Here is a 22848-nt window from a genome sequence, read left to right as displayed (position 1 = left end):
CCGACAGCGAGGCACGCGATGAACAAGGGAAATGCATTGCCGGTGTTTGCGCGCGGGTTCGACCGGGTGAGGCTCGCGTTGCGGACGTCGCTGTCGGCCGGCGTGAACGTCGACGGCACGCTGGACGCAGCGACGGAACCGATGCGCTGGACGAGCGCATGCCTGCGCGACGGTTACGAGGTGCGATACCGCCGCAACCTCGACGATCTCGGCTATCGCGAGGTGCCGATGCGCGGCACGCGTTCCGATTCGCTGAACGCGGTGTGCCATCTGCGCGGGCTGTTCTCCGACGAGGCGGTGAGCGCGTTGCGCGAGATCGGCCGCGCGCTGGAGCGCAGCGCGTCGAGCAGCAACTGGATCATCTCGAAGCGCGTGCGCGCGGTGACGAACCGGTCGCGCTTCATCGACGACATGATGCACGACCGCGCGTTCCTGATGCGGGTGTCGCGTCTTGCCGGCGCCCCGCTGATTCCGTATCCGATGGTCAATGCGCGGTCGCAGTTCAATTACTACTATCCGACGGACTCGCGCGAAGGCGGCAACGCGCCGCTCGGCATGTGGCATACCGACGGCACGAGTTTCGTGCTGAATGTCGTGCTGTCGGATCGCGCCGATTACGAGGGCGGCAACTTTCTGTTCTACGAATCGACCGCGGAAACGTTCGATCGTCACGACAAGGAACGCCGGCTTGTGAAGACCGCGAACCTGGACCGCGCGGGCGACGCGCTGCTCATCTACGGCAGCAAGCTGTTCCATGGCGTCGAGCCGGTCGAGGCCGGACGCCGCATGTCGCTGGTGCTGTCGTTTCATTGCCCGTACACGCGCGAGGACGACAACGGGTTCTGGCATCTCGCGTCGGACGACGGCATTCCCCGCACGATCGTCAACTGGCTGGCGCTGCAGCGCGCCCTCCGGGACGACGCCGAATTGCAGTACCGCCGCCTGGGGCTCGAACCGATTCGCCCCGAAGACCTGGACGACCAGCGCCTGTCTCCGGCCCCCTTCTGAGAGCCGTCGCCCCATGCAGCTATTCCTGCTTCAGCTCGTTTTCGTGTTGTCGTGGAGTTCCGGTTTCATCGGCGCGAAGCTCGGCGCGGAGACGGCCGGTGCGTTCAACCTGCTGTTCTGGCGGTTCCTGCTCGTCACGCTGTGCCTGGCGGTCGTCCTCAACCGGCGGCTGGGGCGCCTGACGCTCGAAAAAATCCGCTATCACGCGGTGATCGGCTTCCTGTCGCAGTTTCTTTACCTGACCTGCGTGTACATCGCGATTCAGCATGGGCTGCCGCCGGGCATCGCCGCGATCATCGCGGCGTTGCAGCCGCTCATCACGGCCGCGATGACGTCGCTCGAGGGCAGCGAGCGCAGCGGGGCGCGCCAGTGGGCCGGGCTCGTCGTCGGGTTCGTCGGCGTGGGCATCGTGATCGGCGGGCAATATGCGTTGCCGGCCGGGTCGGTCGGGATCGTCATGTACCTGTTGCCGCTGGTGTCCGCGCTGGGGCTGTCGATCGCGACGATCTATCAGCGGCGGCGCGCGCTGACGGCGGCGCGCAGCAACGAGGACGGGCTGTTCCTGCCGCTGTTCGTGCAAGGGTGCGTGAGCCTCGTGCTGTTCGCCGCGTGCGGGATCGTCACGGGCAACCTGCATGTGCCGACACAGCCGAACGTATGGGTGTCGGTCGTGTGGCTGACGGTGTTCTCGACCTTCATCGCGTACCTGTCGCTGTGGGCGCTGCTCAAGCGCATGCCTGCGACGCGCGTGGCGACCCTCGTCTATCTCGAGCCGCCGGTGACGCTGTTGTGGGCCGCATGGATGTTCGGCGACCGGATCGAGGTGACGACCTATCTCGGCATCGTCGTCGTCGCGATCGGTGTGTGGCTGGCCGGCAGGCACGTCGAACGGCCCCCGCGGGCGCGGCGGGCGCGGCGGGCGGAGATGAAGGCGGCCGGGCGCTGACGGGCTGGCCGCGCGGGCGATTCCGGTGTAGCGTCGCGAGACAACCCGACTCGCGAAGGAACCCGATGAAAGTCAAACGGATCGTCGCCAACATCGACACACGGTCGGTCGACGACGCAACGCGTTTCTACCGGCAGATCTTCGGTCTCGACCTGCTGATGGATCACGGCTGGATCGCGACCTACGGCAATGCCGAGCAGATGGACGTACAGATCAGCTTCGCGTCGCAGGGCGGATCGGGCACGCCGACCCCCGATCTGTCGATCGAGGTCGACGACGTCGACGAAGCGCTCGAACGGGTTCGCGCGGCCGGCATTCCCGTCGAATACGGGCCGGCCGACGAGCCGTGGGGCGTGCGGCGCTTTTACGTGCGCGATCCGTTCGGCAAGCTCGTCAACGTGCTCGCGCATCGCTGACCCGACGCGTCGGGCAAGCTTCCGCGCGGCGACGTTCAGGCATGCAACGCCAGCCCCTTCACCGCCTTGTCCACGGCCTTCTTCGGCCCGTGCAGCGCCAGACCGACCAGATCGGGATTGGCCGCATCCTCGGCGCGAAACGCCGCGCGGTTGGCTGCGTCGTGGCCGGTCGAAAACATCGCGCGCACGTAGGGCACGATCGTCAGTTCGCGCGATAGCGCCTGCCGGTGCGCGGCCTGCAACCCGTTCAGGTCGGCCGCGAATACCAGCATCGGCTGGCCGAGCATCCGGCCGTAGCGGCGGCCGGCCGCATCCTCGTAAGGTTCGCCGAGCGCGTCGGGCGCGCCGGCCGCGACCCCCGTCGCGAGAAACGCGACCACATTGAGTTTTTGCCATGCGGCGAGATCGTCGCGCACGATCAGCGCTACTTTCGTATCGAACATGCTTGCTCCTGGTTGGAGCGTCCATGATCGGATGCCGCGCGCGATCAGTCTGGAACGTTTGTGCAGAGTTGCCGGTACGCGGCCGGCGTGATCCGGTACGCGCGGCGGAACCAGCGGCCCAGATGGCTCTGGTCGGCAAACCCGACGTCCGCGGCCGCCTGCGCGGGCGTGCGGCCGGCCGCCAGCAGCCGGCGCGCGGCGCGCAGCCGCAGGCGGACGAGGTACGCGTGCGGCGACGTGCCGAAGGCGCGCTGGAACATCCGCGTCAGCCGGAATCGGTCGATGCCGGCGACGCCCGCCAGTTCATCGAGGCCGATATTGCCGTCCATGTGTGCATGCAGCAGGTCGCGCACGCGGGCAATCGCGGGCGGCACGACGCCGCTTTCCAGCGCGGGCGGGCCGCGCAGTTCGCCGCCGAGCCGCGTCAGCAGGCGGTCGAGCGTCTGGTCGCGGGCGAGCCGGCCTTCGTTGTCGTGGATCGCGAAGAATGCGTTGCGGATCGCGTCGACGAGGCTGCGGTCGTCGACGAGCGTATGGCCGAACGTGGCTTCGACGCCGCCGAGGCCCGGCAGGTTCAGCCGGCGCGCGGCGCGCTCGACCCACGCTTGCGGCAGGTACAGCATGCCGTAGGTGAAGCCGCCGGCCTCGGGCGCGTGGCCGTCGTGCATCGCGCCCGGCTCGATCAGGATCGCGCGGCCCGGCACGCTGGTATGCAGCGACCGGTGGCACTGGAAGCGCTGCACGCCCTGTTCGGTGAAGCCGACCAGCATGTCGTCGTGATCGTGCGCGTCGTACGCATGGCCGGTGAAATGCGCGTGCAGGCTTTCGATGCCGGTTTCCGCATCGCGCCGTGCGACGAGCCAGTGGTCGGTCGTGGCGGTTGTCGTCATCGGATGCCTCGCGCGTGGTCGTTGCGTGACGGATAGTGTACGCAGGTCGCGGGATGGCGGCGGCGGGCGCGGCTCATGCGTCGTTCGCCGCCGCCTGTGCTTCACGCGCATATTGCGCGGGCGGCCGGCCGACGTGCCGCGTGAAGGCGACGCTGAACGTGCTGGCCGAGCTGTAGCCGACGCGCCCCGCGACCTCCGCGATGCGGCCCTCGTTGCGGCGGAGCAGGTCCTTCGCGAGCGCCATGCGCCACGTCAGCAGGTATTCCATCGGCGCGACGCCGACCGCACGGCTGAAGCGTTCGAAGAACGTCGAGCGCGACAGCGCGGCTTCCTTCGCGAGTTCGACGATCGTCCACGGGTGCGCGGGGCGTTCGTGCATCTGGCGGAGTGCCGCGGCCAGGCGGTTGTCGGCAAGGCCGCGCACGAGGCCCGGCGACGCGTTCGTGCCGGACGTGAAGCGCAGCGCCTCGATCAGCAACACTTCGAGCAGGCGCGCGAGCACGATCTCGCGGGCAGGCCGCTGCGCGCGCGATTCGTCGCGCACCAGTTGCACGAGCGTGGTCAGCCGCGGTTCGCCGCGCACGTGCACGAAGCGGGGCAGCAGTGACACCAGCAGCGAGGCGTCGGGCGAACCGAAGCTGCAGTTGCCCGCCATCATCCGCGTGTCGACCGGGTTGGCCGGATCGCCGATCCGGTATTCGCCGTGCTCGAGCGCGACGGGCGGTGCGGTCTCGACGCCCGGCGCCGGCGGTTCGAGGCTGGACATCGCGACGCCGTGCGCGGCCGGAATCAGCATGAAATCGCCGGGCAGCAGCTCGATCGGCGCATGCCCGTCGATCGCGATCCGGCACCCGCCGTCGAGGATCGCGCAGTAGAACGGCTCGCCGGCGACCGTGCGGCTGATTGCCCACGGGCTCGCGCCGCGCACGTACTTCGAGTACCGCGCGCCCGGTTGCAGCAGCGTCACGACTTCGGTCAGCGGGTCGATCATCGCCGGACTCTCGCAAATGAAAAGCGGATTTTAGATTGTAGCGAATACGGATTCAGCCATCTATCGTACGAACACCTGCCCCACCCATCACAGGAGTTTGCATGAAGACCGTATTGATCACCGGCTGTTCCTCCGGCTTCGGCCTCGAGATCGCGCGCCATTTCCTGGCCCGCGACTGGCGGGTCGTCGCGACGATGCGCACGCCGCGCGAGGACGTGCTGCCGCCGTCGGCTAACCTGCGCGTGCTGCCGCTCGACGTGACGAACGCGGACAGCATCCGCGCCGCGATAGACGCGGCCGGCCCGATCGACGTACTCGTCAACAACGCCGGCTTCGGCGCGGCCGCACCGGCCGAACTGACGCCGCTCGACACGGTGCGCGCGCTGTTCGAGACCAACACGATCGGCACGATCGCGCTCACGCAGGCCGTGCTGCCGCAGTTTCGCCAGCGCGGCGCCGGCGTGGTCGTGAACGTCACGTCGAGCGTCACGCTGAAGGCGCTGCCGCTGGTCAGCGCTTACCGCGCGAGCAAGGCGGCGGTCAATGCGTTCACCGAATCGATGGCGGTCGAACTTGCGCCGTTCGGCGTGCGCACGCATCTCGTGTTGCCGGGCCGTGCGCCCGACACGCGTTTCGGCGACAACGCACGCGCGAACATGCACGGTTTCGAGCACGAGGCGTATGCGGAATTCGTCGGGAAGGCCGTCGCGCGGATGCTCGATGCGACGGGGCCGATCACCCATGCGCAGGATGTCGCCGAAGCCGTATGGCGTGCGGCGACCGATCCGTCGAGCCCGCTGCACATGCCGGCCGGTGCCGATGCGCACGCGTGGGCGGCGGAAGCAGGCTGATCGATCGGGTGGGCGTCCGTCGTGCCGGTCGGGCAACCCGGCACGACGGTTCGTGCGAGGCGGGGACGCGCGTTACAGCGCGCGCGTGATCGCCTGCTCCAGCAGCGACAGGCCGAGGTCGATCTCCGCCTCGCTGACGGTCAGCGGTGGCGCGATCCGGAACACGCCGCCCATGCCGGGCAGCTGCACGATGTTCATGCTGAGCCCGAGGTTCATGCACTCGCGCGTGATTTTCGCGCCGAGCCCGTCCGCCGGCTCCTTCGTGCGGCGATCCTTGACGATCTCGACGCCGAGCAGCAGCCCGCGCCCGCGCACGTCGCCGATGCAGTCGAACCGCTCCATCAGGTCGAGCAGCCCGCGCCGGAGCCGGTCGCCCATCGTGTTGGCGCGCGCGACGAGCCCGTCGCGCTGCACCACGTCGAGCACGCGCAGGCCGACGGCCGCCGGCAGCGGGTCGGATACGTGCGTCGTGTAGAACAGGTAGCCGAGTGCGTGCGCACGCTCCTCGATGGCCGCGGACGTGACGATCGCCGCGAGCGGCAGGCCCGCGCCGAGCGTCTTCGACAGCGTCAGGATGTCGGGCGTCACGCCGTCGCGCTGGCACGCGAACATCGTGCCGGTGCGGCCGACGCCCGTCTGCGCCTCGTCGAGGATCAGCAGCATCCCGCGCTGCTCGCACTTGCGCTTGAGCGCCGCCATATAGCCTTCCGGCAGCTCGATGATCCCGCCCGAGCTGAGGATCGGCTCCGCGATGAACGCGGCGAGGTTGCCGCTCGACTGGCGGTCGATCAGGTCGAATGCGTAGTCGAGTTCGGCGAGCGGGTCGTACGCGCCGTTGCGCTCGAAGCGCGGCCGGTACGCGAACGGCGCCGGAATCGCGAACGACCCGACCGACGCCGGGCCGACACCCTTGCGGCCCGCGCTGTACGTGGCCGACGCGGCCGCGCCCGTCATCCCGTGCCAAGACTGCGCGAAGCCGACGATCTCGTACTTGCCGGTGACGAGCTTCGCCATCCGGATCGCCGCTTCGTTCGATTCCGCGCCGGTGCTGAGCAGCAGCGCGCGGTCGAGCCCGGGCGGCGTGACGTCGGCGAGGCGCGTCGCGAGATCGACGACCGGCCGCGACAGCATGCCGCTGAACAGGTGGTCGAGCTTGCCCGCGTAGTCGCTGATCACCGACACGATCTCCGGATGGCAGTGGCCGAGCACCGCGCTCATCTGGCCCGACGTGAAATCGAGGATCGCGCGGCCGTCGGCGTCGTAGACGAAGCTGCCTTTCGCGCGCTCGATGATCATCGGCTCGAACGTGCCGCCGTAGCGGACCAGGTGCTGCCTGGCGTTGCGCCAGAAGGTTGCGTCGTCGTTCAGGGACATCGGGCGTCTCCGCGCAAAAAGGGCTGGGATCGCTTGCAGTCTAGGCGCGCGTCTGGTTTGATGGAAACGAATAGTTCTTATGCAAGGTAGAAAAGGAGCTAATACCTTGGGACTTTCGCTTGAAATCGACCTGCTGCGGTCGTTCGTCGTGATCGCCGAGGTGCGCGCGCTCAGCCGCGCGGCGGCGCGCGTCGGCCGGACCCAGTCCGCGCTCAGCCAGCAGATGAAGCGGCTCGAGGAAGTCGTCGACCAGCCGCTGTTCCAGCGCACCGGCCGCGGCGTGGTGCTGACGCATCCGGGCGAGCGGCTGCTCGTGCACGCGCAGCGCATCCTGCGGCTGCACGACGAGGCGATGGCCGACCTGTGCGGCACGGGGTTGTCGGGGTCGATCCGGTTCGGGTGCCCGGACGATTACGCGGCGGTCTGGCTGCCGTCGCTGCTGCGGCAGTTTTCGAGCCAGCATCCGCAGGCGATCGTCGAGGTCGTGTGCGGGCCGACGCCGCGGTTGCTCGAACAGCTGGAGAAACGCGCGGTCGATCTCGCGATGATTTCGCTGCCGGACGACGGCGCGCACGCCGACATCATTCGCCGCGAGCAACTCGTGTGGATCGGTTATCCGGGGCTGGAGCCCGAGCATTTCGATCCGCTGCCGCTCGCGCTGTCCGATCGCGACACGCTCGATCACATCGCGGCGTGCGACGCGCTGGATCGCGTCGGCCGCGATTACCGCGTCGCGTATGCGAGCAGCAGCCTCGCGGGGTTGATCGCGCTGGTGCGCTCGGGGCAGGCGTTCGCGGTGATGACGCAGACGGCCGTGCCGGCCGACCTCGCGATCGTCGTCGGCGGCCCGCGGCTGCCGCCGCTGCCGGCTGTCGGCATTACGCTGAAGTTCGACCGGAAACGGCCGTCGCATCTGACGGCAGCGTTTGCCGAGCACATCCGGAATGCGTTGCCGCTGTTGTGACACGCGATGTCCGCGGGTTTTCGAGAATGGATTTCCGGATCGATTCGGTCCGTCTGCGGATGGATTGTCAATGAGTGTCAGCGCGCCTTGTGCGCCGGAATATGAAACGGGAGGATCGGGTATCCGGCGAAGCAGGCGGTGCCTTCCACGCAGGTACGGAAGCGATCTGTAAGGCGCCGGTGCGACCGGCCCGATTCGGCGGAGACGGATCGAAGCGACTCCGTGGCGCTGGATCGCGGCGGGTCGGCCAATCAATTTCGACGAGGTTCACTCGTTCCTGATGAAAAGGAATCCTTATCATGAAGAGAAGGGGAGGCGCGGCCGTCTGGATCCTGGCCGCCATGGTGATGGGGATCATCATCGGCTACATGATTTACACCAATTTTCCGGACAAGAAGGCCGCGACCGAGATCGCCGGTTATATTTCGCTGGTGTCCGACGTGTTCCTGCGCCTGATCAAGATGGTGATCGGCCCGCTGGTGTTTTCGACACTGGTGGTCGGCATCGCGCACATGGGCGATGCGGCGTCGGTCGGACGCGTGTTCACGAAGGCGCTGGGCTGGTTCGTGACGGCGTCGCTGCTGTCGCTGCTGCTCGGCCTGCTGATGTCGAACCTCCTGCGGCCCGGCGAGAACCTCGGCCTGCCGCTGCCCGATATCGGCGCGACGGCGAATCTCGCGACGGCGAAGTTCACGCTGAAGGATTTCATCGGGCACATGGTGCCGAAATCCTTCGCGGAATCGATGGCCAACAACGAGATCCTGCAGATCGTCGTGTTCTCGATGTTCTGCGGGGTGGCGCTGGCTTCGCTCGGCGAACGGGCCGCGGCGCTCGTGGCCGTGATCGAACAGACGTCGCACATGATGCTGAAGATCACCGGCTACGTGATGAAGCTCGCGCCGCTCGCGGTGATGGCCGCGATGGCGGCGACGGTCGCGGTCAACGGCCTGTCGATCCTGTACAAGTTCGCCGTGTTCATGGCCGACTTCTACCTGAGCCTGACGTTGCTCTGGACCTTGCTGGTGCTGGCCGGGCTGCTGTTCATCGGCCCGCGCGTATTCAAGCTGCTGGTGCTGATCAAGGAAGCGTTCATGCTGTCGTTCGCGACCGCGAGCTCGGAGGCCGCTTATCCGAAGATCCTCGACGCGCTCGACCGTTTCGGCGTGAAGCGCAAGATCTCGAGCTTCGTGATGCCGCTGGGCTACTCGTTCAATCTCGACGGCTCGATGATGTACTGCACGTTCGCGTCGCTGTTCATCGCGCAAGCCTACGGCATTCACCTGTCGCTCGGCACGCAGGTGTCGATGCTGCTCGTGCTGATGCTGACCTCGAAGGGCATGGCGGGCGTGCCGCGCGCATCGCTCGTCGTGATCGCGGCGACGCTGCACCAGTTCAACATCCCGGAAGCCGGCCTGCTGCTGATCCTCGGTGTCGACACGTTTCTCGACATGGGGCGCTCGGCCACCAATGCGGTCGGCAACTCGATCGCCAGTGCGGTGGTGGCCAAGTGGGAGGGCGAACTGCTGTCGGAGAGCGATGCGCAGGCGCACGCCGCGCTCATGGACGCGGAACCGGCCGCGTCGAACAAGCAGACCGTCGGCGCCTGAGCGGCCGTGTCATCTTCCGCGCGCAGACGCCGAATCATGCGTCTGCGCACGTCGTCCGTGTCCGGTCCCGTACGGGATCGGCAAGTCTGAATTCAAACGCAGTCCTGAATATCAGGCACATCCCTCGCGTCTGATGCCCGCACCTGCCCGATCGGGATTTCGATCCCGGTTGCGGCCCGTCCCCTCTCTCCCGACGTTCCGCTCGATGCCGCACCACGCACGCGTGCCGGCCTGACGAGTCGTACGCCGTCTCGTTCTCCGTGGCGATACAGGCTCGGGACCCGTCCTACGACGGTCGCGGGGCTTCTGTCGGATTTACGCGCGCCGACGGCGAAATAGACTTCCAATCGAGCGACATGATCGTACGGGACGGAACACGAAGCCGACCGGCCCGCGTCGCTCGCGCAAGCGCTTCGGCATGTCGCCCGACGGTCGCACGCTGCCGGCACCGTCGACGTCGACCGCTCTTGGGGGAGCGGCCCGCCTGTATCGGCAGACGAGGGGCAATCGCCTGACACGGGCGTTGCCCGACTGTTTCCGGACCGGATCCGGACCAAATCGTTACGCCCAGAGGGTCGACACACGTCGTGCCGGTGCGCCGGCCGACCGTCGATGCCGTGCGACCGGATGCCGTCGCATCGTGCGCCGCGTCGGGCGAATGCCTATCGAGGGGGTCATCATGACCAGGTCATTTCGTATCGTCGGCGCCGCGGTTGTCGCATGGGCGTGCGCCGTTGCCAGCTTTCCGGTTCAGGTTTGCGCCGCGACGCTCACGGAGTACACGGCGCCGCGCCATGCCGCGCGGGCGCGTCCGGCGGTACGGGCCGTGCCGGCGGCCGTGACGGTCCGGGCGGCAAGCGACGGCAGCGACCAGACCGATGCGTTGCAGGCCGCGCTCAACGCGTTGCAGGCCGGACAGACGCTGATCCTCGCGCCGGGACGCTACACGGTCAGCCGCTCGTTGTCGGTGGCGACGTCGGGCGTCGTGGTGTCGGGCTACGGCGCGACGCTCGTCGCGACCAACCCGTCCGACCAGACGATCGTGATGAGCGGCGCCGGCTCGACGCTGGTGGGCGTGACGCTGGTCGGTACCGGCACCACGCGGCTCACGACGCCGGCGTCGACCAAGGTCGAGGTGACGGGCACGGGTGTCCAGGTGCTCGGCGTGACGATCCAGGGCGGCGCCAGCGCCGGGATCTTCGTGTTCGGCGGCAGCAACGTCGCGATCGTCGGCAATACGGTGAGCGCCACGCTGGCCGACGGCATCCATACGACCTACGGCTCGACCAACGTGCTCGTGCAGAACAATACGGTGAAGGGGACCGGCGACGACCTGATCGCCGTCGTCAGCTATCTGGGAGACGGCCGCGTCAGCAGCAACGTGCTGATCGATCGCAACACCGTGTCGGGAAACGCGTGGGGGCGCGGTATTGCGGTGGTCGGCGGGCAGGCCGTGACGATCTCGAATAACACGGTCGACGGCGTGCAGAAGGCGGCGGGCATCCTGCTGGCGCAGGAGGACAGCTGGAAGACCTACGGCGTGTCGAACGTCGTGATCGACGGCAACGTGGTGACCAACGTCCAGAATTCGACCGTGAACAACGGGTTGCAGCCGACGCAGCAGGCGGCGCTCGAACTGGACACGTGGTCGGGCACGGTGTCGACCGTGACGGTCACGCGCAATCGCGTGACGGGATCGGGCTATGCGGGATTCCGGGCGCTGGGCAACGTATGCGACTTCGAGGTCGCGGGCAACACGTTCGCAGCGATCGCGGGTAGCGCGGTGTCGTTGCTGTCGAGCGGATGCACGGCCAGCCGGATCGTCGCCAGCGGCAATACGCTGGATGGCGTCGCACTGGTGCCGCCGGTCGGCGCATCGTCGTCGGGCACGATCGCGGCTGCGGGCGCGGCGACGACGGCGATGCCGCAGGTGCGCGCCGGCCTGATGCAGTCGTCGGGCAGTGCGGCGCCGGCGGCCGGCGCCGCACGATGACGTCGCGACGACGATCAGAGGAGCCCCAGGCGCTGGCCCGCGGCCGCGGCCTGGGTGCGATTGCGCACGTGCAATGCCTTGAAGATGGCGGTGATATGGGCTTTCACGGTTTTCTCGGACAGGCCGAGCCGGTCGGCGATGAGCTTGTTCGGCACGCCTTCCGCGATCAGGCGCAGCACGTCGAGCTGCCGCAACGTCAGGCGCGGGCTGTCGGGTTCGTGCGCGGACGGCGGGTCGCGATGCGCCGATTGCATGTCGAGCAGCAGCGGCGGCACGTACCGCTCGCCGTTCATCACCATCTTGATGGCCGACAGCAGCGTGTGCGCGGTGGCGGACTTGGGGACGTAGCCGAGCGCGCCGCGCGTGAATGCCGCGCGTACGTCCTGCGGGTCCTCGGACGAAGACAGCACGACGATCGGCAACTCGGGCCGCAGCTGCGTGATTCCGTCAATCGCGGCGAAACCGTCCATGCCGCTCATTTTCAGATCCAGGACGATGACGTCGAGGTCGGTGTGCAGCTCGAGCAGCCGCAACGCGTCGTCGGCGTTGCCCGCCTGAATGTCGATCATCCCGCCATTGTCCTGGCGCAACAACGTCGCCACGCCGTCTCGCAGAACCGGATGATCATCGACAATGAGTATTTTCATGAAAATAAAAATAAAGTCGGAGGCAGATCTCTTTCGCTCATAGGGAATCCGGGGTTTTCGAAAAGTCTTAATACTTTGGTCGTATGCGACGCCGTTTTTCCATGGGCTAACGTCGGATTTACATCCGGTCAAGCGTGTTTGACACTGAATCGTCGCGGTTTTCGGTGCGCTGGGACGCACAACGAGCGTCACGAAGATCGCGATGGCAAGGGCTCGGGCAAGCTGCGGAAGCCGAGAGTTTTCGGGGTGCGATCGAACCCGGGTGCAGACTATACGATAAAAAGAACCGAACGTGCCAATACGGGGTGCGCTGATTATTTCAATTGATTGCCTTCTGAAAATCAGGCAATTGACGCCGAGGCGGGCGATTCACACCGTAAAACCAGACATGTTCCTTTGCACGGATTTGACGGACGTCTCCATCGGCCTGATTCGATATCAATCAAGGTGCAATATGGAAACTATCAATGAAGAGGATTTAATTCGCGACCTGAACATGTCTTATCTGTGGCTGGCGCAGCGGTTGCTGCGGACGGATCGTGCGACCGGCATGTTTCGTCTCGGCGCGACGCCGGATATGGCGGAGGCACTGGAAAGCCTGTCGATGCGATCGATGCTGAACCTGGCATCGTCGGGCCAATTGATCTGCGTGCTGCGACTGAGCCGCCGCGATACGGTGGACGCGCTCGCGCGGCACGCGCCGTCGGACGAAGTCGCGCCGCTGCACGTCGCGCTGGCGTTCTCCAGTATGGGGGCGTTCGACCAGGATATGCCGTGAACGGCGCCGCCGATGCCGCGCATGCGGCGAGTCTTGCCGATCACGCGCGGCTCGTGCTCGATGCCGTCACGCTGATCCGGCTCGGCGCGCGCCCGCAGATGCTCGAGATCGAGCTGGCGCTGCCGCACGAGCGCCTGGTCCGCCTGTATCGCGAGGTGCGCGGCGTGGCGCCGCCAAAGGGCCTGCTGCCGTTTTCCAGCGACTGGTACATGACCTGGATGGCCAACATCCACGCGTCGCTGTTCCACAACATCTACCGTTTCCTGCGGATCGACGCGCGGTGTTCGCGACTCGACGCGCTGGTGAAGGCGTACGGGCTGTATGCGGGGCGATGCCGTGCCGCGCACTGCGATCCGCTGCTCGACCTGACGCGCGCGTGGATGCTGGTGCGCTTCGTCGACGGCGGCGTGCTGTCGACGGCGCGCTGCGTCCGGTGCCATGCCGCATTCGTGATCCATCGTCACGACCTGCGCCCCAATCGCGTCTGTGTCGCCTGCCGGCCGCCGGCACGGGCCGGCAAGCGCGCCGGCCACGTGAAGCCGGAGCCGTCCGCCGGAAGCGCGTGCGGCACGAACGCGCGGATCCGGCATGACCCGGCAAGCGCCGGCGGACACGCGCGGTGCCGCTAGATCGCGACGCCGCGGGCGTCCGCGTCGGCCATCGAGCGCCGCCGCGCACCGGCGGCGACGAGATGACCGACCGCCGTGCGCAGTTTGCCGTTCGGCAGCGGGCGGTGCAGCAGAACCAGCCCGCGCGCATGCGCCGCGGCCCGTTGTTCGTCGGTCGTATCGCCGCTGATCAGCAAGGCGGGCACGGCGGCGTCGAGCGCCCGGCGCAGCCGCTCGATGACCGCGATGCCGTTTTCACCGCGCGGCGGCAGGTAATCGCAGATCAGCAGGTCGGGTTGCCGCGCGCCGGCCGACAGCCGGTCGAGCGCCTCCTTGCCCGAGCGTACCGCGATCGTCTCGTAGCCCCACGTCGCCAGCAGTGCGGACAACCCGGTGCGGGTCGCGCGATTGCCGTCGATCACGACGACGCGCCCTGTCGTGCCGGGCACGTCGTCGTGACCGGCGATCGGCAGGTCGAGCGGATCGGGCGGGCAGGCGGCAAGCGCGATCGCGACTTCGAAGCACGAACCGCGGCCGGGCGTCGAGTGCACGGCCAGCCGGCCATCGAGCAGGGCGGCCAGCCGCCGCACGATCGCGAGCCCGAGCCCGAAGCCTTTCTCGTGATCGCGTTCGGCATTGCCGACCTGGTAGTACTCGTGGAACACGAGCTTCTGCAGGTGATCGGGAATCCCGCAGCCCGTGTCCCAGACCTGGATCGCAAGCCGGGTGCCGCGGCGCCGGCAGCCGACGACGATTCTTCCGCGCGCGGTGTAGCGCACCGCGTTGGAGACGAGATTGCGCACGATGCGTTCGACCAGCAGCGGATCCGATTGCACCACCGCGCGGCACGGCACGCGCGACAGCGCGACGCCTTTCGCTTGCGCGTCGAGCAGGCAGTCGTTGCACACGTATTCGAGCACCGCGTCGACGGCAAACGGCCGGCGCTGCACGTCGACGCTGCCGGCGTCGAGCCGCGAAAGGTCGAGCAGCGCGCCGAAGAGCCGGCTGAGCGCGTCGGACGAGCGCTCGATGCGCTCGACGAGCTGGCGCCCGTCCGGCGGCATCGGGATGCCGTGCAGCGCGCCGATCAGCAGATTCAGCGCATGCGCGGACTGGCGCAGGTCGTGGCTGGCCGCCGCGAGGAATTGCGATTTGGCGAGATTGGCCTGGTCGGCGATGTGTCGCTGGCAGTCGAGGTCGACGGCGAGTCGTTCGATCCGTGCGTTCTGCGCCTGCAGATCGACTGCGTACCGTTCGGCCTTGAAGCGCAGGCGGATGTTCCGCGTGGCCGCGCGGTTCGCCAGCAGCCCGAGATAGCCGATCACGCAGGCGATCAGCAGCATCATCGGCGCGGTCGTGCGCTGGAGCGCGTTCGTCGACAGGAGCGCGGCGCCGATATACGGGAGGGTGGCCGGCAACAGAAAGGCGATGAACGCCGGAAAGTACGTGCCGAGCACCGGGATGGCACCGGCCACGACGCCGGTCGTCGCGATGACCACGAGGCTCGCGATTTCGAAATCCGCGTGCGCCGCGAGATGAATCGACGCCCATCCCCAGCCCATGCCGGTGGCCGTGCTGAAGGCGGAGAGCCCCAGCGCCCAGCACTGCCAGCGGCTCGCGGACGACGGCGATCGCCGATACAGACGCGACAGCACGATCTGGCCGGTCGAGCACACGGCGATGTAGAGCGGCCACGCAAGGCCCGATGCGGGGGCAGGACGGCCGAGCCAGCCGATCGAAAGGGTCGCGAAGAGGGCAAGCAGCGTGCTGCCGACGGCGTAGGGCATCACGACGTCGTAGACGATCCTGACCTGTTCCGAGGCAATCCGGTCTCGCGACTGCATATGCGTCCACCAAGATCGCTGCGCACGGCAGCGGGGCGTATCGGCGCGCCCGGCACAGACGCGTATTCCCGTTACATCAGCATAGTCGTTGCGGTGTCGAAATACGCGGTATTTTTTGACGTAATCTGAAAGTTACTCAGGACTACAGATGTAATTGAGAATCGCCGGTTTGGATTCGAACGGGGTTGCATTGGATTGTGCCTCGGCAGTGCGCAATCGGTTACATGCGGCCGCGCAGCGGCCGCGCCGGCATGGCTGGAGCACCCGACATTTTCACGGAGAAATCGTCGTTGCCACGGACGGCGCCGCCTGCCGAACGCGTGCGGCGTGGGAATGGGCCGCCGTTGCCGTGAAGCGAGCGGCGGCCACGGCAAGCTTCAATCGACCGTCGACGACATGCGCGCGCGGCCGTGGGCATCCGCCGCATCGCGCACGCGGATCGCCGCCTGCATGCCGGACAGCTTCAGTTCGGTTTCCTGATACTCGTTGACCGGATCGGAATCGGCGACGATGCCGCAGCCCGCGAACAGCCGGCACGCGCCGCCTTCGATCAGCGCCGAACGCAGCGCGACGATGAAGTCGCCGTTGCCGTGCGCATCGATCCAGCCGATCGGTGCCGCGTACCAGCCGCGATCGAAGCCTTCATGTGCGCGGATATGGTCGAGTGCCGGCGCGCGCGGATGGCCGGCGACGGCGGGCGTCGGGTGCAGCGCCGCGACGACCTGCAGCAGCGTCGCGTCCGCATGCAGCGTGGCGCGGATCGGCGTGCTCAGGTGCTGCAGTTTCGGCAGCCGGTGCAGCGACGGGTGCTCGGGCACGTCGAGCATGCGCGACAGCGGCGTCAGCGCGGCGCGGATCGCGTCGACGACGAGCGCGTGTTCGAGCCGTTCCTTCGCGGAGCCCAGCAGCGCGGCGCCGAGCGCGTGGTCGTCGTCGGGCGTGGCGCCGCGCCGGATCGTCCCGGCGAGCGCATGCGTGCGCACGTCGCCGGCCGCGACCCGCGCGAGCCGTTCCGGCGTGGCGCCGACGAAGCATGCATTTGCGCGACGGATGGCGAACAGGTGGGCATGCGCGTCGCGTTGGCGGAGCCTGCGCAGCAGCGGCGCGATCGCGACGGGCCGCGCGTACTGGTCGAGCACGTCGCGGGCGAGCACGACCTTGCCGAACGCGCCGCCGCGTATCGCGTCCACCGCGCGCCGGACTTCGCGCTGCCATTCGCTTGCCTGCAGTGCCTGCGTGTGCAGCAGGTGGGATGCATCGTCGTCGTGGGCGGCGGCGAGTGCACCGAGCGACTCGATCCGTGCAAGACACGCATGCGCGAGCGCGGCCGGATCGTCGTGCGCGGCGACGACGTGCTGGCAGACCGCCCAGTGCGCTTCGCCTTCACGCACGATCAGCAGCGTGGCCACCGTCATGCTCGCGTCGGGAAACGACGCCCAGTGCACGCTGCGCGCCCCATGCGAATCGAACCGGAAGCCGCCGACGACGCGCGGCGGCTGCGGGCCGGCCGTCACCGCGCCACGAACCAGCGTGCGCCAGCGCGCGTCGATCTGCGCGAAGCGCGTATCGCCCGTGGCGTTCAGCTCGAGCGCGCGGTCCCAGCCGAACAGCGTGACGGACGCGTCGCCGGCTTCGTGAAAGAACCACGGCGTGACGCCGTCGTCCCAGGCCGCGATCAGGTCGAAGAAGTCGAGCGGCCGCAGCGGCACCGACACCGAGGCGAGCGTCGGCTCGCCGGTGGCGGCGGCGCGTCGGGCGGCACGCGCGAACGTGTCGTGCAGCAGCGGAAGGCCGGCGTTCATGCGAGCCCCCGCTGTTGCCGCCAGTACTGCGTTTGCTGGGCGATGTACCACGCGATCAGCCCGGCGAACAGCGACTCGACGTAGTCGGCGTCGAGACCGGCCTGTTCGGCCCAGCGGCGCCGGTCGGGCAGCATCGCGGCCACCCGTTCCGGCGCGGCGATGCTCGCTTCGTCGGGCTTGAAGCGCGACGCGGCCTTCACGTATTGCATGCGCCGGCCGAGCGCGTCGATGATGTCGGCGTCCAGGCGATCGATGGCGTCGCGAATGTCGGGAAGCCCCGTGCAGGCGTCCGGTGCTTTCATGTGTACTCCTTTCCGTAACGAAGGGACTGGTCGATCCGTTCGACCAGATGCGCGATCACCGCCGGGTATTGGTGCCGCAGGTAGAAGTGGTCGCCGTCGAACGTCTCGATGCGGATCGGGCGCGCCGCGACGTCCTGCCACGCATGCGCTTCGTCGCGGTCGAGTTCGGTATCGGCGAGCGGATGCATCACGCCGAGCGGCGCATCGATGCGTGGCGGCCGGTCGCGCCGGTACGTCTCGATCGCGCGATAGTCGTCGCGGATCATCGGCAGGTAGATCGCACGCATTTCCGGATCGGCGAGCAGCGCGGCGTGTTCGCCGGACAGCCGGGCGACATCGCCTGCGAGCGCGTCGTCGGATTGCAGGTGCAGATTCGACAGGCGCTGGCGATGCGGCGGCGGCAGCGCGGAGACGGCCACGTAAAGCGGCGCGGCGCCGCGTGCTTCGAGCCGTAACGCGACCTCGTACGCGAGCGCCGCGCCGAGGCTGTGCCCGAACAGCACGAGCGGCGCGTGCGCATAGCGTTGCAGGGCGTCGGTCGCGGGGCCGGCGAGTGCCTCGATCGACTGCAGGCACGGTTCGCCGAAGCGCTCCTCGCGGCCCGGATACTGCAGCGCGAGCAGATCGACGTCCCACGGAAGCGCACGGCTCCAGTTGCGAAAGAAATTCGCGGTGCCGCCCGCGTGCGGGAAGCACACGAGTTGCGCCCGTGCGCACGGCGACAGCCGCAGCTCGCGGATCCAGTTCGAACCGGTCGGGCGCGCGATCATGCGGCGGCCGCCTGCAACTGGCGGCGCAGCAGCTCGCGCAGCGATTTCTTGCTGGTCTTGCCGATGCCGGTTTCCGGGAAACGCGGCATGAACTCGATACGGTCGGGAATCTTGAAGGCCGCGAGTCCGCAATCGCGCAGGTAGCGTTTCAGCACCAGCCTGGACGGTGCAGGCGCGCGCGCGACGACGAACGCGCACGTACGCTCGCCGAGCAGCGTGTCGGGCATTGCGACGACTGCCGCGTCGTGCACCTGCGGATGCGCGAGCAGCAGGTTCTCGACTTCCTCGGCCGACACGTTCTCGCCGCCGCGGTTGATCTGGTCCTTGTCGCGGCCCTCGACGACGAGGTCGCCGTCCGCGGTGCGCCGCACGCGATCGCCGCTGCGGTAGAAGCCGTCGGCCGTGAACGCCGTTGCGTCGTGGTCGGCGAGCCGGTAATAACCGCGTATCGTGTACGGGCCGCGTACCTGCAGCTCGCCGATCTCGCCGGGCGCGACCGGTTCGCCGGCTTCGTCGACGATGCGCACTTCATCGGCATCCGATACCGGGCGCCCCTGCGTACGCGCGATGCGTTCGGGCGAATCGTCGAGCCGCGTGCAGCAGATGAGCCCTTCGGCCATCCCGAACACCTGCTGCAGCCGGCAGCCGAGCACGGGCGTCACGCGCGCGGCCGCGTGGTCCATCAGCCGCGCGCCGCCGACCTGCAGCACGCGCAGGCTCGACAGGTCGGCCTGCCGTTGCGGTTGCTCGTCGAGCCACAGCAGCGCGAGCGGCGGCACGAGCGCGGTATGCGTGACGCGTTCCCGCGCGATCAGCGCGAAACTCTGTTCGGGCTCGGGCCGGCCGGTCGTGACCACGCGGCCGCCCGCGAGCAGCGCACCGATCGTGCCGGGGCAGCACAGCGTGAAGTTGTGCGCCATCGGCAGCGCGGCGAGATACACGGTGTCGGCACCGAAGCCGCTTGCGGCGCTGCATGCGCGCACGTTGTACAGGTATTCGCGATGGCGGCGCGGAATCAGTTTCGGCGTACCGGTCGTGCCGCCCGACAGCTGGAAGCAGGCGATGTCGTCGGCGCGCGCCGCGCATTCGAGTACGGGCGGCGCGTCATACAGCGCGTCGAACGACGTGAACGCGTGATCGTCGCCGGCCATCACCACGTGCGCGAGCGTCGGGCAGTCGGCCTGCAACGCGGCCGCGAGCGGGCGGCAGTCGAAATCGCCGAGTTGCGACGCACCGAGATAGGCGCGCGCGCCGGCAAAGCGGCAGAACGCGCCGATCTCGTAGTGGCGGTGCGCGGGCAGCGCGAGCACCGGCCGCACGCCGAGCTGGAACAGCGCGAAGCACGTCTCGATGAAGCGCGCGCCGTTCGGCAAATGGACGACGACCGCGTCGCCGCGCGTCAGGCCGAGCCGAGCGAGGCCGCCCGCGAGTCGCCGGATGCGCGCCAGCAGGTCGCGATAACCGAGCCGGCAGGCGCCGTCAACGACGGCGAGCGCGTCGGGATGGCGCCGCGCACACGCATCGAGCGCGTCGAAGAACGTCGTGTCCTGCCAGTAGCCGGCGTCGCGGTAGCGGCGCGCGACGTCGTCGGGCCAGTCGGGCGCGTCGGCCGGCACGGCCGGCGCCAGGGAGGAAAGGGAGGATTGCATGCGCAGATCTTGGGTTCCGGCAAGTTGTCAAAAAATGTAAATGAGAGGTATTATCATTTGGAACACGCGCCGCGATAGCGTCGTTTCTTTTGATATCGCGGCAATTTCATTCGATCGGGCGTCCGTTGCGCGGCGCCCGCGCGGTCCGGCCGGACAATCGGCCGGTTGCCGCCGGCGCGCGCCGGTCCGCGCGTGCCGCCTAACCAACGGACCCTCCGATGAGCTCGACCTCCTTCGCTTCGTCACGACGTCACCCGCCGGTGCTCGTGCCCGGCAACCATCCGGGCGTGGTGCACGTCGATGCGGGCATGAAACTCATGAGCGGCACGCTGTGCTCGGACAGCCGCGACTGGTACGAGGAGCCGCTCGAAAAAGGGCTGAAGCTCGTCCTCGTGCAGAGCGGACAGTTGCGCTGCCGCGTGCCCGGCCAGCCCGAGCAGTGCATCAAGGGGCCGGGCCTGTGCGTGATCGCCAACGACGGCGAGTTCACGACGCACCAGATCTACGATCGCGACGTGCCGCTGCGCTACACGATCGTGCAGCTCGGCCTCGACGCGCTCGACCGCAACCTGAGCCTGCTGCCGGAAAAGATGCTCGCGCCGACGGGCGGCGATCCGCGCATCGTCAGTTGCCCGGCGTCGAAGGCGCTGCAGGCGCTCGCGGTGCAGATCGCCACCTGCCCGTTCGAGGGCGCGGTGCGCGAGTACTACCTGAAGGCGAAGGCGTTCGAGCTGACCGCGCTGAGCGCGCAGCTGCTCGCGACGCAGCGGCAGTTCGCGCCGGCCGACGTGCGCGTCACGTCGTCGGATGTCGAGCGCGTGTATGCGGCGAGCGACATCCTGACACGCGAGTTCCAGCAGCCGCCGACGCTCGACGCGCTCGCGGGCCGCGTCGGGATGAATTCGCGCAAGCTGACGGCCGGGTTCCGCAAGGTGTTCGGCACGAGCGTGTATGCGTACCTGCAGGAATACCGGCTGCGGACCGCGCACGCGATGCTGTGCGCGGAGGACGCGAACGTGTCGACCGTCGCGTATCGCGTCGGCTACAGTCCCGCGCATTTTTCGATCGCGTTCCGCAAGCGCTACGGCATTTCGCCGAGCGATATTCGCGCGTCGTCGAACGCGATCGACGACGACGAACTGACGAGCGCGGCAATCTAAAACAACTGACCGGCAGCCTAAAGGAATCGACCGGGCACATGGGAGTGAATGAGATAGATTCTCATTCACGGGTGGCCGCCACCGCGCGGATCCGCCATCGAACGACCCATACAAGGCGTGCCCATGAGCCAGACCGTTGTCGATTCCCGTATCGACCATTCCGATCCTTCCTGTTGTTCCTCCACCGACTTTCGCTCGCAGCTCGTTGCGTTGATCGCCGGGCTGCTCGACGAATCCGTCGATGAAATCGCATCGCTCGACGATGACGAGGACCTGCTGAGCTGCGGCCTCGATTCGATCCGGCTGATGTATCTGCAGACGCGCGTGAACCGTCTCGGTTACGCGCTGACGTTCGATGCGCTCGCGCGCACGCCGACGCTCGGCGCGTGGGCCGCGTTGCTGGCGAATGCGCCGCGTGTCGCGCGGCCGGCTCCCGACGTCGCGGGCGAGGATGTCGACGTGCACGCGCCGTTCGACCTGTCCGCGGTGCAGCAGGCGTACTGGCTCGGCCGCGGCGACGGCGAAGTGCTCGGCAACGTGAGCTGCCACGCGTTTCTGGAATTCCGCAGCCAGGCGCTCGATCCCGTTCGTCTCGACGCGGCGTGCCGGCGTGTGCGCGAGCGTCATCCGATGCTGCGCGCGCGCTTCGCCGGCGGTCGTCAGCAGATCCTCGCGGCATCGGACGCGCCGGTGCTCGCGCATGCGGACTGGCGCGGCAAGACGGCCGCCGACGCGGAAACCGAATGGGCGTCGCTGCGCGCGTTCCGGTCGCACGAATGTCTCGATGTCGAGCACGCGCAGGTCTTCATGATGGGGCTCGTGCAGATGCCCGGCGGCGAGGATCGCGTGTGGTTGAGTGTCGACCTGCTCGCGGCCGACGTGGACAGCGTGCGGCTGCTGATGCAGGAGATCGGTGTCGCGTATGCCGAACCGTCGGCGTTGCCCGACGCGCCGTCGACGTGGTTCCCGGCCTGGCTCGCGCGTCGCGCGGCCGATACGCGCGACGCGCGGGCCGCGGCGCGCGATGCATGGCACGCAAAGCTCGCGACGCTGCCGGAAGGGCCGGCGCTGCCGCTGGCCCGCGCGCCGGAAGCGATCCGCGCGCCGCGCTTCAGCCGCGTCGCCCACACGCTGAGCACGGACGAGCTTGCGCGCCTGCAGGCGCGGGCCGCGCAGCATGGCGTGACGCTGTCGTCGGTGTTCGGCGCGGCGTTTGCCGCGGTGCTCGCACGCTGGAGCGGCCGCCATGCGTTCCTGCTCAACGTGCCGCTGTTCGACCGGCATGGCGACGCACCCGATCTCGGCCGCGTGATCGCCGATTTCACGACGCTGCTGCTCGTCGAATGCGACGTGCAGGCCGACGCGAGCGCGGCCGATGCGGTGCGCGTTTTCCAGCAGCGGCTGCACGGCGCGATCGCGCACGCCGCGTATCCGGCGCTCGACGTGCTGCGCGATGCGCGCCGGCAGGGCACGCCGCGCGCGGCGCCCGTCGTGTTCTCGTGCAATCTCGGCGACGCGCCGTTCGTGCCCGAGGCGTTCGCGCGCGTGTTCGGCGATCTGCACGACATGATTTCGCAGACGCCGCAGGTGTGGCTCGATCATCAGCTCTATCGCGTGCCGGACGGCGCGCTGCTCGCGTGGGACAGCGTCGACGGCCTGTTTCCGGACGGGATGGTCGACGCGATGTTCGGCGCGTACGTCACGCTCGTACAGGCGCTGTGCGATCGCGACTGGCGGCTGCCGATCGCGGTCGAATTGCCGTCCGCGCAGCGTCGGGTGCGCGAGGCGCTCAACGCGCAGCCCGG

General features: G+C 68.2%; 21 protein-coding genes. 11 read left to right on the top strand and 10 right to left on the bottom strand.

Annotation, left to right across the window (positions count from 1 at the left end):
- Positions 1-18: 18 nt before the first annotated feature.
- From G3N62_RS13160 to G3N62_RS13150, 3 genes are all read left to right on the top strand, one after another.
- Positions 19-1008, top strand: a complete 990-nt coding sequence (locus G3N62_RS13160) for a 2OG-Fe(II) oxygenase (RefSeq protein ID WP_124669640.1) — start codon at positions 19-21, stop codon at positions 1006-1008.
- A gap of 13 nt (positions 1009-1021) precedes the next feature.
- Positions 1022-1954 (top strand): DMT family transporter, encoded by a 933-nt coding sequence (locus tag G3N62_RS13155; RefSeq protein WP_124669641.1) that lies wholly within the window; start codon positions 1022-1024, stop codon positions 1952-1954.
- A gap of 65 nt (positions 1955-2019) precedes the next feature.
- Positions 2020-2370: a VOC family protein gene (locus tag G3N62_RS13150; protein ID WP_034186157.1), complete on the top strand. Its 351-nt coding sequence runs from the start codon at positions 2020-2022 to the stop codon at positions 2368-2370.
- Positions 2371-2405: 35 nt separating this feature from the next.
- Here G3N62_RS13150 and G3N62_RS13145 read toward each other — a convergent pair whose 3' ends face one another.
- From G3N62_RS13145 to G3N62_RS13135, 3 genes are all read right to left on the bottom strand, one after another.
- Positions 2406-2813: a DUF2000 domain-containing protein gene (locus tag G3N62_RS13145; protein WP_034186158.1), complete on the bottom strand. Its 408-nt coding sequence runs from the start codon at positions 2811-2813 to the stop codon at positions 2406-2408.
- A 44-nt stretch (positions 2814-2857) separates the two neighbouring features.
- The gene (locus G3N62_RS13140) at positions 2858-3703 is read right to left on the bottom strand and encodes an AraC family transcriptional regulator (RefSeq protein WP_124669642.1); all 846 of its coding nucleotides are present in this window, start codon (positions 3701-3703) and stop codon (positions 2858-2860) included.
- Positions 3704-3776: 73 nt separating this feature from the next.
- On the bottom strand, positions 3777-4694 hold the full coding sequence (locus tag G3N62_RS13135; RefSeq protein ID WP_034186160.1) for an AraC family transcriptional regulator: 918 nt from the start codon (positions 4692-4694) through the stop codon (positions 3777-3779).
- Positions 4695-4795: 101 nt separating this feature from the next.
- Here G3N62_RS13135 and G3N62_RS13130 point away from each other — a divergent pair, with 101 nt between their 5' ends.
- On the top strand, positions 4796-5545 hold the full coding sequence (locus G3N62_RS13130; protein ID WP_034186161.1) for an SDR family oxidoreductase: 750 nt from the start codon (positions 4796-4798) through the stop codon (positions 5543-5545).
- 72 nt (positions 5546-5617) lie between these two features.
- Here the strand turns inward: G3N62_RS13130 and G3N62_RS13125 are convergent, their stop codons facing one another.
- Positions 5618-6919, bottom strand: a complete 1302-nt coding sequence (locus tag G3N62_RS13125; RefSeq protein ID WP_059556872.1) for an aspartate aminotransferase family protein — start codon at positions 6917-6919, stop codon at positions 5618-5620.
- A gap of 79 nt (positions 6920-6998) precedes the next feature.
- Between G3N62_RS13125 and G3N62_RS13120 the strand changes: the two genes are divergently transcribed.
- The 3 genes from G3N62_RS13120 to G3N62_RS13110 all read left to right on the top strand — a co-directional run bounded on the left by G3N62_RS13120 (position 6999) and on the right by G3N62_RS13110 (position 11483).
- Positions 6999-7883: a LysR family transcriptional regulator gene (locus tag G3N62_RS13120; protein ID WP_175026792.1), complete on the top strand. Its 885-nt coding sequence runs from the start codon at positions 6999-7001 to the stop codon at positions 7881-7883.
- 299 nt (positions 7884-8182) lie between these two features.
- Positions 8183-9490: a dicarboxylate/amino acid:cation symporter gene (locus tag G3N62_RS13115; RefSeq protein WP_124669643.1), complete on the top strand. Its 1308-nt coding sequence runs from the start codon at positions 8183-8185 to the stop codon at positions 9488-9490.
- A gap of 679 nt (positions 9491-10169) precedes the next feature.
- Positions 10170-11483, top strand: coding sequence for a right-handed parallel beta-helix repeat-containing protein (locus G3N62_RS13110; RefSeq protein WP_124669644.1), 1314 nt, complete (start codon positions 10170-10172; stop codon positions 11481-11483).
- 14 nt (positions 11484-11497) lie between these two features.
- On the opposite strand, the gene G3N62_RS13105 is transcribed toward G3N62_RS13110, so the two are convergent.
- Positions 11498-12322: a response regulator transcription factor gene (locus tag G3N62_RS13105; RefSeq protein ID WP_226252690.1), complete on the bottom strand. Its 825-nt coding sequence runs from the start codon at positions 12320-12322 to the stop codon at positions 11498-11500.
- Positions 12323-12584: 262 nt separating this feature from the next.
- Here G3N62_RS13105 and G3N62_RS13100 point away from each other — a divergent pair, with 262 nt between their 5' ends.
- Positions 12585-12908, top strand: a complete 324-nt coding sequence (locus G3N62_RS13100; RefSeq protein ID WP_034186167.1) for a flagellar transcriptional regulator FlhD — start codon at positions 12585-12587, stop codon at positions 12906-12908.
- A complete protein-coding gene (gene flhC, locus G3N62_RS13095; RefSeq protein ID WP_124669645.1) occupies positions 12905-13537 on the top strand; it encodes a flagellar transcriptional regulator FlhC in 633 nt (210 codons plus the stop codon). Before G3N62_RS13100 ends, flhC begins: the two co-directional genes overlap by 4 nt.
- On the opposite strand, the gene G3N62_RS13090 is transcribed toward flhC, so the two are convergent.
- The 5 genes from G3N62_RS13090 to G3N62_RS13070 form a co-directional block, all read right to left on the bottom strand.
- Complete coding sequence (locus G3N62_RS13090; RefSeq protein WP_124669646.1) at positions 13534-15360, bottom strand: hybrid sensor histidine kinase/response regulator; 1827 nt, start codon at positions 15358-15360, stop codon at positions 13534-13536. The two genes, flhC and G3N62_RS13090, sit on opposite strands and share 4 nt — an antisense overlap.
- Before the next feature lie 377 nt (positions 15361-15737).
- Positions 15738-17162 carry an isochorismate synthase gene (locus tag G3N62_RS13085; protein WP_124669647.1) on the bottom strand — a complete coding sequence of 475 codons (1425 nt, stop codon included), beginning with the start codon at positions 17160-17162 and terminating at the stop codon, positions 15738-15740.
- Complete coding sequence (locus G3N62_RS13080; RefSeq protein ID WP_034186169.1) at positions 17159-17464, bottom strand: isochorismate lyase; 306 nt, start codon at positions 17462-17464, stop codon at positions 17159-17161. The genes G3N62_RS13085 and G3N62_RS13080 overlap by 4 nt, the downstream gene beginning before the upstream one ends.
- Positions 17461-18234 carry an alpha/beta fold hydrolase gene (locus G3N62_RS13075; protein WP_034186170.1) on the bottom strand — a complete coding sequence of 258 codons (774 nt, stop codon included), beginning with the start codon at positions 18232-18234 and terminating at the stop codon, positions 17461-17463. The genes G3N62_RS13080 and G3N62_RS13075 overlap by 4 nt, the downstream gene beginning before the upstream one ends.
- A complete protein-coding gene (locus G3N62_RS13070) occupies positions 18231-19883 on the bottom strand; it encodes an AMP-binding protein (protein WP_124669648.1) in 1653 nt (550 codons plus the stop codon). The genes G3N62_RS13075 and G3N62_RS13070 overlap by 4 nt, the downstream gene beginning before the upstream one ends.
- A gap of 218 nt (positions 19884-20101) precedes the next feature.
- Between G3N62_RS13070 and G3N62_RS13065 the strand changes: the two genes are divergently transcribed.
- Positions 20102-21043, top strand: a complete 942-nt coding sequence (locus G3N62_RS13065) for an AraC family transcriptional regulator (protein WP_124669649.1) — start codon at positions 20102-20104, stop codon at positions 21041-21043.
- Between the two features lie 123 nt (positions 21044-21166).
- On the top strand, positions 21167-22848 hold a 1682-nt coding region (locus tag G3N62_RS13060; protein WP_241013080.1), incomplete at its 3' end, for a condensation domain-containing protein.

Origin of the sequence: Burkholderia sp. Tr-20355, assembly GCF_017104685.1 — a bacterium.
In the GTDB taxonomy this organism is placed as follows: domain Bacteria; phylum Pseudomonadota; class Gammaproteobacteria; order Burkholderiales; family Burkholderiaceae; genus Burkholderia; species Burkholderia seminalis.
The sequence above is the reverse complement of the archived record's forward strand: the minus strand, read 5'-3'. Positions and strand labels throughout refer to the sequence as shown.